This is a genomic window from Umezawaea endophytica (assembly GCF_025061645.1).
Classification (GTDB): Bacteria; Actinomycetota; Actinomycetes; order Mycobacteriales; family Pseudonocardiaceae; genus Umezawaea; species Umezawaea endophytica.
Genome location: NZ_JANYMP010000022.1, coordinates 100,824 through 114,883, shown reverse-complemented (window position 1 = coordinate 114,883; position 14,060 = coordinate 100,824). Strand labels below are relative to the sequence as shown.

14 protein-coding genes are annotated in these 14,060 nt (G+C 73.3%); 8 read left to right on the top strand and 6 right to left on the bottom strand.

Features of this window, described 5'->3' with window-relative positions; genetic code table 11:
- The first annotated feature begins 301 nt into the window (after positions 1-301).
- A complete protein-coding gene (locus tag NZH93_RS35465) occupies positions 302-904 on the top strand; it encodes a TMEM165/GDT1 family protein (protein ID WP_259627652.1) in 603 nt (200 codons plus the stop codon).
- On the opposite strand, the gene NZH93_RS35460 is transcribed toward NZH93_RS35465, so the two are convergent.
- The 4 genes from NZH93_RS35460 to NZH93_RS35445 all read right to left on the bottom strand — a co-directional run bounded on the left by NZH93_RS35460 (position 901) and on the right by NZH93_RS35445 (position 4,289).
- Positions 901-1,464 carry a Uma2 family endonuclease gene (locus tag NZH93_RS35460; protein WP_259627715.1) on the bottom strand — a complete coding sequence of 188 codons (564 nt, stop codon included), beginning with the start codon at positions 1,462-1,464 and terminating at the stop codon, positions 901-903. The genes NZH93_RS35465 and NZH93_RS35460 overlap by 4 nt on opposite strands.
- 93 nt (positions 1,465-1,557) lie before the next feature.
- Positions 1,558-2,187, bottom strand: coding sequence for an IclR family transcriptional regulator (locus NZH93_RS35455; RefSeq protein WP_259627714.1), 630 nt, complete (start codon positions 2,185-2,187; stop codon positions 1,558-1,560).
- Between the two features lie 57 nt (positions 2,188-2,244).
- The gene (locus NZH93_RS35450; protein WP_259627651.1) at positions 2,245-3,426 is read right to left on the bottom strand and encodes a fumarylacetoacetate hydrolase family protein; all 1,182 of its coding nucleotides are present in this window, start codon (positions 3,424-3,426) and stop codon (positions 2,245-2,247) included.
- Positions 3,423-4,289 carry a hypothetical protein gene (locus tag NZH93_RS35445; RefSeq protein WP_308214278.1) on the bottom strand — a complete coding sequence of 289 codons (867 nt, stop codon included), beginning with the start codon at positions 4,287-4,289 and terminating at the stop codon, positions 3,423-3,425. Before NZH93_RS35445 ends, NZH93_RS35450 begins: the two co-directional genes overlap by 4 nt.
- 68 nt (positions 4,290-4,357) lie before the next feature.
- On the opposite strand from NZH93_RS35445, the gene NZH93_RS35440 reads away from it, so the two are divergent.
- The 7 genes from NZH93_RS35440 to NZH93_RS35410 are packed head-to-tail and all read left to right on the top strand — an operon-like array spanning position 4,358 to position 13,040.
- Positions 4,358-5,536, top strand: a complete 1,179-nt coding sequence (locus NZH93_RS35440) for a homogentisate 1,2-dioxygenase (RefSeq protein ID WP_259627712.1) — start codon at positions 4,358-4,360, stop codon at positions 5,534-5,536.
- 37 nt (positions 5,537-5,573) lie between these two features.
- On the top strand, positions 5,574-6,860 hold the full coding sequence (locus NZH93_RS35435) for an SWIM zinc finger family protein (protein ID WP_259627650.1): 1,287 nt from the start codon (positions 5,574-5,576) through the stop codon (positions 6,858-6,860).
- A gap of 32 nt (positions 6,861-6,892) precedes the next feature.
- The gene (locus tag NZH93_RS35430; protein WP_259627649.1) at positions 6,893-7,042 is read left to right on the top strand and encodes a hypothetical protein; all 150 of its coding nucleotides are present in this window, start codon (positions 6,893-6,895) and stop codon (positions 7,040-7,042) included.
- The gene (locus tag NZH93_RS35425; RefSeq protein WP_259627648.1) at positions 7,039-8,469 is read left to right on the top strand and encodes a DUF5691 domain-containing protein; all 1,431 of its coding nucleotides are present in this window, start codon (positions 7,039-7,041) and stop codon (positions 8,467-8,469) included. The genes NZH93_RS35430 and NZH93_RS35425 overlap by 4 nt, the downstream gene beginning before the upstream one ends.
- Entirely contained in the window at positions 8,466-9,578 is a 1,113-nt protein-coding gene (locus NZH93_RS35420; RefSeq protein WP_259627647.1) for an ATP-binding protein, read from the top strand. The genes NZH93_RS35425 and NZH93_RS35420 overlap by 4 nt, the downstream gene beginning before the upstream one ends.
- A complete protein-coding gene (locus tag NZH93_RS35415) occupies positions 9,578-11,800 on the top strand; it encodes a DUF5682 family protein (protein ID WP_259627646.1) in 2,223 nt (740 codons plus the stop codon). The genes NZH93_RS35420 and NZH93_RS35415 overlap by 1 nt, the downstream gene beginning before the upstream one ends.
- A gap of 49 nt (positions 11,801-11,849) precedes the next feature.
- Positions 11,850-13,040: a VWA domain-containing protein gene (locus NZH93_RS35410; RefSeq protein ID WP_259627645.1), complete on the top strand. Its 1,191-nt coding sequence runs from the start codon at positions 11,850-11,852 to the stop codon at positions 13,038-13,040.
- A 127-nt stretch (positions 13,041-13,167) separates the two neighbouring features.
- On the opposite strand, the gene NZH93_RS35405 is transcribed toward NZH93_RS35410, so the two are convergent.
- Both NZH93_RS35405 and NZH93_RS35400 read right to left on the bottom strand, forming a co-directional pair.
- Positions 13,168-13,524, bottom strand: a complete 357-nt coding sequence (locus NZH93_RS35405) for a hypothetical protein (RefSeq protein WP_259627644.1) — start codon at positions 13,522-13,524, stop codon at positions 13,168-13,170.
- Between the two features lie 27 nt (positions 13,525-13,551).
- Positions 13,552-14,034 carry a hypothetical protein gene (locus tag NZH93_RS35400; RefSeq protein WP_259627643.1) on the bottom strand — a complete coding sequence of 161 codons (483 nt, stop codon included), beginning with the start codon at positions 14,032-14,034 and terminating at the stop codon, positions 13,552-13,554.
- Positions 14,035-14,060 lie beyond the last annotated feature (26 nt).

Genomic DNA, 14,060 nt, shown 5'->3' with positions numbered 1-14,060 from the left:
CAGTCCTCCGTTCGGGTAGGACCTAGGTCCCGGCCCGGCCAGGACTGTGCTGTGGTCGACATCGTCGGTGGCGCATGCGACCTGTATCGTGGGTGGTGCCAGAGGGGAGTAGTTCCCGCTGCCACCAGCGCTCGTCAACGGCTGTGGCGCGGCGAGGTGATCGACATACTGATCCGCCAGTCGTGGGATCCGGTCCCTCACCCACCTTGTGTGGGCGAACGAGACCTCCGGCCGGGTAGTGCAACACGCCCGGTCGGGGTCTGTTGCGCCTCCGTCCGGGTCCGATGCGGACTGGAGACTCGTGGCCACCTCATTCATCGCCCTGGCGACCACCTTCGCCATCATCTTCCTGGCTGAGCTGCCGGACAAGACGATGGTCGCCACCCTCGTGCTGACGACGCGCTACCGCGCCTGGCCGGTGTTCGTCGGTGTGGTCTCCGCGTTCGCCGTGCAGTGCGTCGTGGCCGTCGCGTTCGGCAGCGCCATCACCCTGCTGCCCGACCAGCTCGTCGCCGCCGTGGTCGCGGTCCTGTTCGGCGTCGGCGCGTTCATGCTGCTCCGCGAGGGCTTCTCCAAGCCGGACGACGACGAGACCGACGCCTCCCGCTCCGGAGCCGCCGCCACCCCGTTCCTGCGGTCCGCGCTCACGTCGTTCGGCGTCCTGTTCGCCGCCGAGTGGGGCGACGCCTCGCAGCTCGCGACCGCGGGTCTCACCGCCCGCTACGGCACCCCGATCGCCGTCGGCCTCGGCGCGTGGCTGGCCCTGACCGCCGTCGCCGGGATCGCGGTGCTCGTCGGCCGGAAGATCGCGGGCCGCATCCCCACGCACCTGATCCAGCGGGTGGCCGGTTTCGTGTTCGCCGCGTTCACCCTCGTCGCGCTGTGGGCGGCGGTCTTCGGCTAGTCGAGCTGGTCGACGCGGACGGTGAGCGGGAAGGGCTCGGAGGTGGTGAATTCCCCGGTCACCGCAGAAGCGTCCTGATAACCGAAATCGCCTGCCAAGTGGCAGGCGACCAACGACACGGGTGGCTCCAAGTCGATGATCCAGTAGTTCGGAATTCCGGCATCGGCGTACTCAGCCCGTTTGACCGTGTAATCCGTTCGTCGAGACCCCGGCGAAACGATCTCAACAGCGAGCACGACCTCGGATGCCCTGAGCAAGCCCTTTCCACCAGCGACCCTGCGAACCGCATCGCGCCGGACGACTACCAGGTCAGGTCGTCGAACGAACCCTGGCTGATCCGATTCCGCGAGTTCAAGGTCGACATCGATGTCCTGGATCGCCCGGAAACCGGAGGGGAGCTGCGGGACGAGCTGGAGGAACAGCTCGCCGAACGCGATGTTGTGGTCCACCGCCGGACTAGGCGACATGAGGAGATGTCCTTCTTGCAATTCGGCGTAGCCCGACTCGATCTCACCGAGGGCGGCATATTCGGCGACGGTGAACAAGTGCGGTACCGGCATCGCAGTCACAACTACTCCTCACGTCACCATCAGTGTCTCACGGGTCTACTAGCACGAAAGATATCCCAGAGCAACCGGAATGGTGACTCACAGTCACTTCAACGCCGCTGCGACGTCCTGTGCGGCCCGCAGCACCTGGGGGCCGATGGACTCACCGTCGAGCCGTTCCAGGGCCACCACGCCCACGCTGGCCCGCAGTCCGGGCACTCCCCGCACCGGCGACGCGACCCCGTACGCGCCCGGTTGGAGTTCGCCGGTCGACTGGACCCACTGGCGGACGTCCGGGGGTAGGCCGATGGCCTTGCCCGCGGCGCCCCGGTGGACCGGGTGCCTGCTGCCGACGCGGTAGGCGACGTGGAACGCCGTCCACGACGGTTCGACCACGGCGACCGCTTGGGCCTCGCTGCCGTCGGCGACGGTGAGGTGGGCGGTCGCGCCGACCTGGTCGGCCAGTTCGCGCAGCGCGGGCTGCGCGGCCATCCGCAACTGCGGCAGCACGTTCGCCGCGAGCCTGAGCACGCCCAGCCCCAGCCGCACCTTCGACCCTTCACGCCGCACCAGGCCCCTGGACTGGAGCGGTACGAGCAGCCGGTAGACGGCGGCGCGGCTCGCGCCGATCGCGGCGGCGAGTTCGCTGATGCTCGGCGCGTCCGTCTCCGCGTCGGCGACCGCCTGGAGCAGCGCCAGACCCCGTTCCAGGGTCAGCGAGCTCTCCTTGGACACCGTGGTGGGCACGGGGAGGCGTCCCCGCGGGTCCGACTGCGGTCTGACCAAAGTGCCCTACTTCCCGTCGGCGGGCTCGATCGTGCCGACCACTTCGGCCAGGCCGACGAGCGAGCCGTCCTCGCCGGGGGCGGTGGCGGTGATGCGCACCGTGTCGCCGTCCTCCAGGAAGGTCCGCTCGGTGCCGTCGGACAGGGCGACCGGGTGTTGGCCGCCCCAGCTCAGTTCGAGGAACGAGCCGCGCTCGTCGCGTTCGGGCCCGGAGACCGTGCCGGACGCGATGAGGTCGCCCGGCCGCACGGTGGCCCCGTTGACCGACAGGTGGGCGAGCTGCTGCGCGAACGTCCACGACTGCTCGCGGAACGGGGGCCTGGACACGACGGTGCCGTTCCACTCGACCTCGATGCTCAGGTCGAGCCCCCACGGCTGGTCCTCGACCAGGTAGTCGTGGATCGGGTTGGGCAGCGGCGGCGGGGTGATCCTGGCGACCGCGAACGCCTCCAGCGGGGTGATCCACGCGGAGACGGAGGTGGCGAAGGACTTGCCGAGGAACGGGCCGAGCGGCTGGTACTCCCAGGCCTGGACGTCGCGGGCGGACCAGTCGTTGAGCAGGACCGCGCCGAACACGTGCTCGACCGCCCTGGACGTGGACAGCCGGGACGCGACCGGGCCACCGCAGACGAAGCCGACCTCGGCCTCGACGTCGAGCCGCCTGCTGGGCCCGAACTCGGGGTGCGGCTTGCCGTGGCGCTGGCCGTGCGGGCGGACCACGTTCGTGCCGGACACGACGACCGTGCCCGCGCGGCCGTGGTAGCCGATCGGCAGGTGCGTCCAGTTCGGCGGCAGGGCGGCGTTGTCCGGTCGGAAGATCTTGCCGACGTTCTCCGCGTGGTGCCGCGACGAGTAGAAGTCGACGTAGTCGGCGACCGTGAACGGCAGGACGGCGCCGTCGATCGGCACGAGGGACGCGCCGCGCGGGGCCGCCGTCAGGGCGACCATCTCCACGAGCCGGGCGCGCAGTTCGCTCCACGCAGGCCGCCCGGCCCGCAGCAGCGGGTCGAGCGTTGGCGCGGTGACCAGGTCGGCCAGCCGGTCGCCGAGGAAGCCCGCGAGCGGGCGCAGCGGCACGGCGTGGTCGCCCACGCGCACCGCGACGCCCGCGTCGACGACGCCGTACGGCAGCGTCTGCGGGCCGAACGGCTCGTCGCCGGTGAAGGCCGGGTCGTCGATCCAGGTCACAGCAGGTCCAGCGCGTCGAGGTCGGCGATCGGGTCCGCGAGCGAGCACGAGCCGTAGGACGCGAAGACGCCGCGGACGGCGTGCGCGGCCGGGTCGGCCAGCTTGCTCGCCTCGGCCGCGAGGGCCGCGCCGTCGGTGCTGGCCAGCGCTTCCCGGACGTCGCCGCCCGAGAGGGACCGGGCGGTCGCGACCAGCAGGTTGAGGAACCCGTGGTGGGTGACGCCGGTGGCCTCGTCGGTCTGCCGCACGGCGTGGTGCAGACCGGCGGTGGCCTTGAAGGCGACCCCGCTGTGGGTGACGACGGCGAGGAAGTCGGCGACCTCGTCGACGCTGGGGAAGTTCTCCTTGCTGACGCCGCCGCAGCGCAGCTTGGGCCAGCTCCCGTGCTCGATGACGCGGCGCACGCCGTCGAGCCACTCGGCGCCCCCGCGCCTCGGCTCGACCACGCGGATCACGTCCTCGGGCACGAACTCCGACACGCGTTCGAGCCACACCTCGTCCACGTCGGACGGCGCGGGCATCTCGACCATGCGCAGGGCGAGCAGCTCGCTGCGGGACTCGACGATCGACACGGCCTTGGGGACACCGCCGAGGCCGGTGTCGATGACCAACGACAGGGCGATCGGCTTGACCGGCTTGACCTTGATCAACTCGGTGATCAACTCAGCCAGACGTGACGCTGGACACAGGAACAGGCCGATCGCTCCCGCCCACTCGCCGACGCGCGCGTCGAGGTGCCCGCGCACCGCGTCGGGCATCGACGCGTTGCCCGGGGGGAACAACGCGGCATCGTCGACAAGCCTTGCCAGCAGGGGCGGAGTACCGCGTGGACCTGGCGCACGGAGTTCGAAGGCGCTTGACACGGCTGACACGCTAGTGGCGTATCGGTCAATGAACAAAGATGTCCGACTATCGAACGCCCGGAGTGATCATGGCGTACTACCGCCAAGTCGGTGAGATCCCCCGAAAGCGCCACACCCAGTTCCGCGATCCGGAGGGCGGGCTGTACGCGGAGGAGCTCATGGGCGTGGAGGGCTTCTCCGCCGACTCCGCACTGCTCTACCACCGGTTCCTGCCCACCGCGATCGTGGACGCGCGGACCGTCGAGGACACCCGCGGGCCGACCGCGCCGAACCTGCCGCTCAAGCCGCGCCACTTCAAGACACCGGACCTGACCTGGCCGGACGGGGGCGCCGACGCCGTGACCGGCAGGCGCACGCTGTTCGGCAACCCCGACGTGACGATCGGGTTCGTGGTCGCTTCCGCGCCGAGCCCGCTCTACCGCAACGCCGCCGGCGACGAGCTGCTCTACGTGCGCAGCGGCGGCGGGACCGTCGAGACCATCTACGGCGCGATCACCGTGGGCGACGGCGACTACGTCGTGATCCCCACTTCGTGCACCTACCGGGTGGTTCCGGACGAGCCGATGGACATCCTGGTCCTCGAGGCCACCGGGCACGTCGGGCCGCCGAAGCGGTACCTGTCCGGCAAGGGCCAGTTCCTGGAGCACTCGCCGTTCTGCGAGCGCGACCTGCGCGGCCCGGTGGAGCCGCTGCTGGTTGACGGCGAGGACGTCGACGTGCTGGTGCGGCACCGCGCGGGCCTGACCAGGTTCACCTACGCGAACCACCCGTTCGACGTGGTCGGCTGGGACGGCTGCCTGTACCCGTGGGCGTTCAACATCCGCGACTTCGAGCCGATCACCGGGCGCGTGCACCAGCCGCCGCCGGTGCACCAGACGTTCGAGGGCCCGAACTTCGTGGTGTGCTCGTTCGTGCCGCGCAAGGTCGACTACCACCCGCTGTCCGTGCCGGTGCCGTACAACCACGCCAACGTGGACTCCGACGAGCTGATGTTCTACGTCGGCGGGGATTACGAGGCCCGCAAGGGGTCCGGCATCGGGATCGGGTCGCTGTCGCTGCACCCCTCCGGCTGCACGCACGGGCCGCAGCCGGGCGCGGTGGAGGCGTCGCTGGGCGTCGAGTACTTCGACGAGACGGCGGTCATGGTCGACACGTTCCGCCCGCTGGAACTGGGTGAGGCCGCACTGGCGACCGAGGACCCGAAGTACGCGTGGTCCTGGGCCCGAAGGGGTCCCGACCTGGATTGACCTGTTTTTGTCGGTGCTCGCCGATAACTTCTCGACCATGGACGCGCAGGCAGTGCTGGAGCTGGCGCCGGACAGCCAGGTGGCGAGCAGCGCCACCCGGTTGGCCGGGGCCGCGGGGTGGGCGGGCCTCGGTCGGACCGCGCAGGTCCTGTGGGGTTCGTGCCCCGGTAGCGGCAAGAACCCGTACCGGGTGTGCGTCGACCTCGGCGACCGGGCGACGAAGTGCTCGTGCCCGTCGCGGAAGTTCCCGTGCAAGCACGCGGTGGCGGTGCAGCTCCTGCACGCCCGCGGCGAGGTCGCGGTCGAGGAGGCGGTGCCGGACTGGGTGTCCGAGTGGGTGGCGAAGCGGCACGCGGTCGCGGTGCCCGCCGACACCTCGCCGGAGGCCGTGGAGCGGCGGGCGCGCGCCAAGGAGAAGACGGCGCACAAGCGCGAGGAGGCCGTGCGCGGCGGCGTGCTGGCGTTGCGCGACTGGCTGAGCGACCTGGCGGGCTCCGGCATCGCGGGCCTGCCGGGGCGGGACGCGGCCTGGTGGCACTCGATCACCGCCCGGATGGTCGACGCCCAGGCGAAGGGTCTCGCCACGGCGATCGGCGAGCTGCACGCCATCGTGGCCGCAGGGGGCCCGCAGTGGGCCGTGGACGCCGCGGATCGCCTCGGGGGCCTCCACCTGCTGGCGCGGCTCTCCGAGACCGCTGAAGGCCCGCTGAGCGACGTCGTGCGGGCCCGGCTCGGCTTCTCCGTGACGGAGGAGCAGGCACGGTCGGCGCCCGCCTGGTCGGACCACTGGGTCGCGCTGCTGCGGCTGGAGACCGAGGACGGGCCGCTCCGCACGGTCCAGCAGTGGATCTGGGCCAGGGACCGGGCCGAGTGGGTCGTCGGCGTGAAGCACTCCGGCACCGGCGCGAAGCCGCCGCCGCTGCTCCCCCACGGCTCCGAGGTGACGGGCACGCTGCACCCGTACCCCGGTGTCCCCCCGCGCCGCGTGGCCGCGGGCGAACTGGTCGGCAAACGCCCGGCGGACGCGATCCCCGTACCCGCGACGTGGCGCGACGCGCTGGCGGGCCTCGAACCAGCCCTCCGCGCCGACCCGTGGCAGCGCCTGCACCCGCTCGGCTGCGCCGCCGTCCGGGCCAGCGCCGACGTCCGCTTCCTGGTCGACGCGGGCCGTCGTGGTCTCCCGGTGCGCGGCGACGTGGCCCTGGACCGGGCGCTGGCCGTGACCGGCGGCGAACCGTTCGACGCCTGGGGCGTCTGGGACGGCCACGGCCTGCGCCTCGGCGCGGTCGCGGAGCCCGGCAAGGCCCCGGAGGTCGTCGCGTGACCAACCCGAACCCCTCGACCGGAGGTACCCCCGTGACCAGCCAGCCCGTGTGGGACGACGTTCTCCGCGGCCTCCTGACCGTCCCGTCGCGGCGCTGCGTGCCCGCCCGCGGCACCGGTCGGACGCTCGTGGGCCGGGAGCGCCGGGTCGTGCCCGTGGCCGCGCCGGGGCGTGCGGTGTGAGCGTTCAGGCGGCGTGGGAGGACGCGGTGCGGTCGCTGCTGGTCGGCGCGCACCGCGGTGGTGGGGAGCCGCAGGCGCTGCTGGACGACTGCGCGGCGGGTGGGCTCGCCGCGTTCGGCGCGGCGCTGCCGGTGGTCGTCGAGGTGGCCGGGCTCGAGCCCGCGCCGAGGACGGAGGAGCGGGTCGTCGGCGTGGCGGCTCGGGAGGTGTTCACCCAGATCGCGGCGGTGGACGACCAGGTGCTGCTGACCGAGTGGTGCGGCAAGGCGCGGGCGGCGGGGGTGGTGGCCGAGCACCGGTCGCTGCCGGAGCTGCTGGCGCTGGGCACGAGCCACCCCGGCCTGCGGTCGGCGGTGGCCGCCGTGCTGGGGTCGCGCGGCCGGTGGCTGGCGGGGACGCGGCCGGGCTGGGCGTGGGCGACCGGCTCTGGGGCGTCGGCCGACCTGGTCGACCTCGACGAGGTGCTCGACCTGCCGGGCACCCAGCGGCTGGCGGCGCTGCGGCGGGCTCGGCGGGCCGATCCGGTGGGCACGCGGGCGTTCCTGGTCGAGCAGTTCGCGGCGCAGCGCCGGGCGGTCGACCGGCAGGCGCTGGTGAGCGCGCTGGAGACCGGGCTCGGTCCCGAGGACGAGGAGCTGCTGGAGTCGGCGCTGGACGACCGGGCGATCGGCGTGCACGACGAGGCGGTGCGGCTGCTGCGGCTGCTGCCGGGGTCGGCGCTGGCCGCGCGGGCGGCCGAGCGGCTGGACCGGGGTCTGCACCTGGTCGGCGGCGGGTTCGACGTGCGGGCCGACGAGCTGTGGGCCGAGGCGCTGCCCGGTCAGGAGGAGGCGCGGGACCTGCTGCGCGACGGGTCCGAGGTCGGCGTCGCCGGCCGGTTGCGGGCCGCCGCGGCGAGCGTTCCGACGGCGCACTGGACGGCCCGGCTGGCGACCGACGACGAGGGCGCGGCCGAGGTGCTGAGCCGGGGGCCGTGGGCGGCGGCGCTGCTGCGCGGGGTGGCGCAGCGGGTGGCGCGGGCCGTCGACGCGAGCCCGTGGGCGGTCGCGGCGACGCGGACGCTGACGGGCATGGAACAACTGGAGATGCTGGCGTCGCTGCCCGCGGAGCTGTCCGCGCGCACGGTGATCGCGGTGTCCCACCAGTGGAACTACGACCTGCTCGACCACGCGTGCTCGCAGTTGCCCGCGCCGTGGTCGGCGGAGTCGACGGCGGCGCTGCTCGACCGCTACGCCGCGATGCGCGACCCGAGGTGGCGGGCCGGGCGCCCGCCCGCCGTGCTGCTGGCGCGGGGCGACGCGGAGGTGCTCGGCGCGAACTGGGCGCGCGTCACCGAGCGGTGGCCGGAGCACTCGATCGAACTCGAGGTGCTGCGGCTCCGCATGAGGCTCAGTCAGGCTTTCGACCGGAAGGAACCCGTCCAGTGACGACCGAAACCGTGCTGCGGCCCGCCGCGGAACAGCAGTACGCCGCCGAACTGGCCGCGCTGGCCGCGGCGGACGACCGGCCCCGCCCGCCGCGGTGGCGCATGTCGCCGCAGGCGGTGGTGACGTACGTGCTGGGCGGCACCCTGCCGGACGGCACGGTGATCACGCCGAAGTACGTGGGCAGCAGGCGGCTGGTGGAGGTGGCCGTCGGCACGCTCGTGACGGACCGGGCGCTGCTGCTGGTCGGCGTGCCGGGCACCGCGAAGTCGTGGCTGTCCGAGCACCTGGCGGCGGCGGTGAGCGGCGACTCGACGCTCGTCGTGCAGGGCACGGCGGGCACCAGCGAGGAGTCGGTGCGGTACGGCTGGAACTACGCGCGGCTGATCTCCGAGGGGCCGAGCGAGGCCGCGCTGGTGCCGAGCCCGGTGCTGCGGGCGATGCAGACCGGCGCGGTGGCGCGGGTCGAGGAGCTGAGCCGGATGCCCGCGGAGGTGCAGGACTCGTTCATCACGATCCTGTCCGAGAAGGCGCTGCCGGTGCCGGAGCTGAACCTGCACGTCCAAGCCGTGCCGGGCTTCACCGTGATCGCGACGGCGAACGACCGCGACCGCGGCGTGAACCAGATGTCGTCGGCGCTGGCCCGCCGGTTCAACACCGTCGTGCTGCCGCCGCCCGCGACCGAGGACGACGAGGTGCGGATCGTGACGGCGCGGGCCGCCCAGCTCGGCCGGTCGCTGCAACTGCCCACCGAGCCACCCGCGCTGGACGAGGTGCGCCGGGTGGTGCGGATCTTCCGCGAGCTGCGCAACGGGTCGACGGTGGACGGGCGGACGCAGCTCAAGAAGCCCAGCGGCAGCCTGTCGACGGCCGAGGCGATCTCGGTGATCGCGGGCGGCATGGCGCAGGCCGGTCACTTCGGCGACGGCTCGCTCGGCGCGGACGAGCTGGCGTCCGGCCTGCTCGGCGCGGTGGTGAAGGACCGGGTGTCGGACAGCGCGGTGTGGCAGGAGTACCTGGAGGCCGTGATCAAGGAGCGCGTCGAGTGGCGCGACCTGTACCGGGCCTGCCAGGACCTGGACACGTCCGGCTACACGGTGAGCGGCGCCTGATGGCTCCTCGCGACCCGGTCGGACGGGACCGGGCACTGCCGGACCGGGTGGTGCTGCTCGGCATCCGGCACCACGGGCCCGGCTCGGCCCGCATGGTCGCCGCCGCGCTGGAGGCCGTGCGGCCCGAGGTCGTGCTGATCGAGGGTCCGCCGGAGGGCGACGCGCTGCTGGAGCACCTGCCGTCGCTGGTCCCGCCGGTGGCGCTGCTGCTGCACGACGAGGCGGAGCCGTCGGCGGCCGCGTTCTGGCCGTTCGCGGAGTTCTCGCCGGAGTGGCGGGCGCTGACGTGGGCGCGCGCCAACGCCGTGCCCGCGCGGTTCTTCGACCTGCCCGCCGCCGCGTCGCTCGGTGCGGAGCCGTCCGAGCCGCGGGCGGTGGTCGACCCGCTGGGCGTGCTGGCCGAAGCCGCCGGGTTCGACGACCCCGAGCGGTGGTGGGAGGACGTGGTCGAGCACTCGGCGGGCGCCGACCCGCGCGCGCTGGCCGGTGCCGTGGCGGAGGCGATGACGGCGCTGCGCGAGGAGTTCGCCGACGAGGTGGACGAGCGGACGCTGCGGCGCGAGGCGCACATGCGGCAGTCGCTGCGCAAGGCGTTGAAGGAGACCGAGGGGCCGGTCGTCGTGGTGTGCGGGGCGTGGCACGTGCCCGCGCTGGGGGCGCTGCCCCCCGCGACGGCGGACGCCGCGCTGCTGAAGGGCCTGCCGAAGCGCAAGGTGTCGGGCACGTGGGTGCCGTGGAGCCACGGGCGGCTGGCGTCGTCGTCGGGCTACGGCGCGGGCGTCGACTCGCCCGGCTGGTACGCGCACCTGTGGGAGTGCGCCGAGCGGGGTGACGCGGTGCCGCGCTGGTTCGCTCGGGCGGCGTCGGTGCTGCGGGCGGAAGACCTGCCCGCGTCGACGGCGAGCGCGGTCGAGGCGGTGCGGCTGGCGGACACCCTCGCGGCGCTGCGCGGCAGGCCGTCGCCGGGGCTGTCGGAGGTGAGCGAGGCCGCGTTGGCCGTGCTGTGCGGCGGCGACGAGGTGCCGCTGAGGCTGGTGCACGAGAAGCTGGTGATCGGCGAACGGCTGGGCGAGGTCGGCGAGGGCGTGCCGCGGTCGCCGCTGGCCGCGGACGTGGCCCGGTGGCAGCGGAAGCTGAGGTTCCCGCCGAGCCTGGAGGGCAAGCCGTACAGACTGGACCTGCGCAAGGACAACGAGCGGGAGCGGTCGAAGTTGTTGCGCAGGCTGGAAGTCCTGGGTGTGCCGTGGGGCCGCCCGGACACGACGTCGAGCCTGGGCACGTTCGCCGAGATGTGGCAGGTCCGGTGGGATCCGGGCTTCGCCGTGGCGCTCGGCGGCGCCGCGCGGCACGGCACGACGGTGGAGGCCGCGGCGGATCGCGTGCTGTGCCAACGGGCGCGGGACGCGGACCGGGTGGCGCCCGCCGCCGAGGTGCTGTCCACCGCGGTGGGCTGCGAACTGCCGATCGCGGTGCTCGCGGCCCGGTCCGCGCTGGACCGCTGCGCGGCCGCCGCGACGGACGCCGTGGAGCTGCTCGGCGCGCTGCCCGACCTGGCGACGACCGTGCGGTACGGCTCGGTCCGCGGCACGGACCCCGAACTGCTCCGGGTCGCGCTGCACGGCCTGCTGGCCCGTGGCGCGGTCGGCCTTCCGTTGGCGTGCAAGGGCGTCGACGACGAGACGGCCGAGCGCGCGCTGGTCGCGGTGAACGGCGCGGACGACGCGGCCAGGCTGGCCGCCGACGAGGAGCACCAGGCGGTGTGGCGGCGAGCGCTGCGGTCGCTGGTGGGGATGCCGGACGCGCACGGCCTGCCGACCGGGCGGGCGACGCGCCTGCTGTGGGAGGCGGGTGAGCTGGACACCGCGGCGGTGGCGGCCCGGCTGCACCGGGCGACGTCGTGGAACGGCGGCACGGCGAGCGGCGCGACGGCGTTCGTCTCGGGTTTCCTGCGGGGTTCAGCGTCGCTGCTGGCGGCGGACGCCCGCCTGTTCGACCTGGTCGACGAGTGGCTGTCCGGTCTGGCGCCCGCCGACTTCGACGACGCGCTTCCGTTGTTGCGCAAGGCGATCAGCGACTTCAGCCCGGCCGAGCGCAGGCTGCTGGGCGACCGCGTGCTGGGCTCGTCGGCGTCCTCGGGCGTGGTGTCGGGCGAGTGGGACGAGGCCGTGGCGGAACGGTTGGCGGCGCACGTCCGTGCGCTGCTGGCGGGGGTGTCGGCGTGAAACGCGTGCCGCGAACGATCGGGACCACGGTTGAAGGGGGCGGGGGCGCATGACGGGGGCGACGGACGCGGAGCGGGTGCGGCGGTGGCGGTTGCTGCTGGGCTCGGCCGCCGAGGGCATGGGTGAGCTGGGTGAGGACGACCAGCGGCGGGACGCGGCGCTGACCGGCCTGTACGGCGGCGGCGCGGGCGCGCGGACCGTCGGCGACGCGCCGAACGGCGGCACGCGCACCGCGGGGCTCGGGTCCAGCGCACCGGTGCTGCACCGCTGGCTGGGCGACGTCCGCAAGTACTTCCCGACGTCCGTGGTGCAGGTGATGCAGAAGGACGCGGTGGAGAAGCTCGGCCTGCGCCAGTTGCTGCTGGAGCCGGAACTGCTGTCCAGCGTGGAGCCGGACGTGGGTCTCGTCGGCACGCTGGTGTCGCTGTCGTCCGCGATCCCCGCCCGCACCCGCGAGACCGCGAGAGCGGTGGTGCGCAAGGTGGTCGAGGACATCGAGCGCAGGCTGGCGGACCGGTTGAGGGCCGCGGTGCACGGGGCCGTCGACCACTCGCAGCGCACCCGCAGGCCTCGGCCCGCCGACGTGGACTGGCCGACCACGATCAAGGCCAACCTCCGGCACTACCAACCGGATCAGCGCACGCTCGTCGTGGAGTCGCTGGCGGGTCGCAAGCGCCGCAGCCGGTCGGCGGCGCTGCGGGACGTGATCCTGCTGGTCGACCAGTCGGGGTCGATGGCCGACTCGGTCGTCTACTCGGCGGTCATGGGCGCGTCGCTGGCGTCGCTGAAGTCGATCGACACGAAGCTCGTCGTGTTCGACACCGAGGTAGTCGACCTGACCGAGACCCTGAACGACCCGGTCGACCTGCTCTTCTCCACGCAGTTGGGCGGCGGCACGGACATCAACCGCGCCGTCGCGTACGGCCAATCGCTGGTGCGCAGACCGACGGACACCGTCCTGGTGCTGATCAGCGACCTGTACGAGGGCGGCGTGGCGCACGAACTCCAGCGCCGGGTGCGGGAACTGGTCGCGGGCGGCGTCACCGTCGTCGTGCTGCTCGCGCTCTCCGACAGCGGCACGCCCGCCTACGACCACGAACTGGCCGCGAAGCTCTCCGACCTTGGCGCTCCCGCGTTCGCCTGCACCCCGGACCGCTTCCCAGACCTGCTGGCGACAGCGCTGCGGAGGGAGGACGTGGCGACCTGGGCCGAGCAGTCGGGCATCGCGGTCGGCCGGTAGCGACCCCGCGGCCGACCCGCCGACGGCTCGGGGTCGAGCACGTCGGCGGGTTCGCACCGCGGTCGTGGGCCTGGAGTTCAGTCATGGCCCAAAGTGGCGGAAGGATTGGGCAAGTGCAGCGCGAGACTCAGCGGGCGGTCACGCCGCTGAAGTGCGTGACGAGCCGCTCCTGCTGGTCGTCGGTGCCCTGGACGAGCGCCAGGGAGGTGTCGCCGACCTCGATGACGACCTGCTGCACCCCGGTGCCCGCGAACCACGCGCGGACGCGTTCGGCCACCTGGTTGGCGACGTCGGCCTCCGTCACGGCCTGCACGACCACCATCCCGACCTCGACCTTCTCCGCGCCGACGGGCGGTTGGCCGGTGCGCAGGCGGGTGGCGTCGAGGTGGAGTTCGAGGAGGTCGTCGAGCAGCTTGTGCAGGGCCTCGTCGAGCTGGGTGTCGGTCAGCGTGTCGTCGACTACGCGGAACACGATCTCGTTCACTGATTGCCTTTCCGTGGTCCTCAGTCCTCAGCGGATCACGATGCGGCCGAGGATCAGGTAGAGGTGCCGTTCGGTGATCACGGCGGTGCGGCCGCCGTCGTCCGGGCCCGCCATCCACAGGCGGCCGGTGGTGCGGACGTGGTCGCGGACGCGCTCGGGCATCTCCGAGACGCGGAGGTAGCTGCGGTCGGAGCCCGCGATCTCCAGGAACGCCTGCCTGCCGATGCGGGCGCGGCCGGGGACGAAGCGGGCGTTGACGGCGTGCCAGGTGTGGTCGCGGACGAGGCGCTTGACCTTGGGGCGGTCGATGAAGTGGCGCAGGCCGGGGACGGCCAGTTCCACGCACAGGGGGAAGAGGATCAGGACCCACTTGGAGTCGAGCGCCATCCACAGCGCGACGACGAGGAGGGCGGTGCCGATCGCCAGGGACAGGTAGCCGAGGGCCCGGTGGTCCGCGCGCGCCAGGCACCGCGCGGTCCACTCGTCGCTGATCGTCTCCGCGGTGCTCATGTCACCTCTACAGATACCCCATCGAG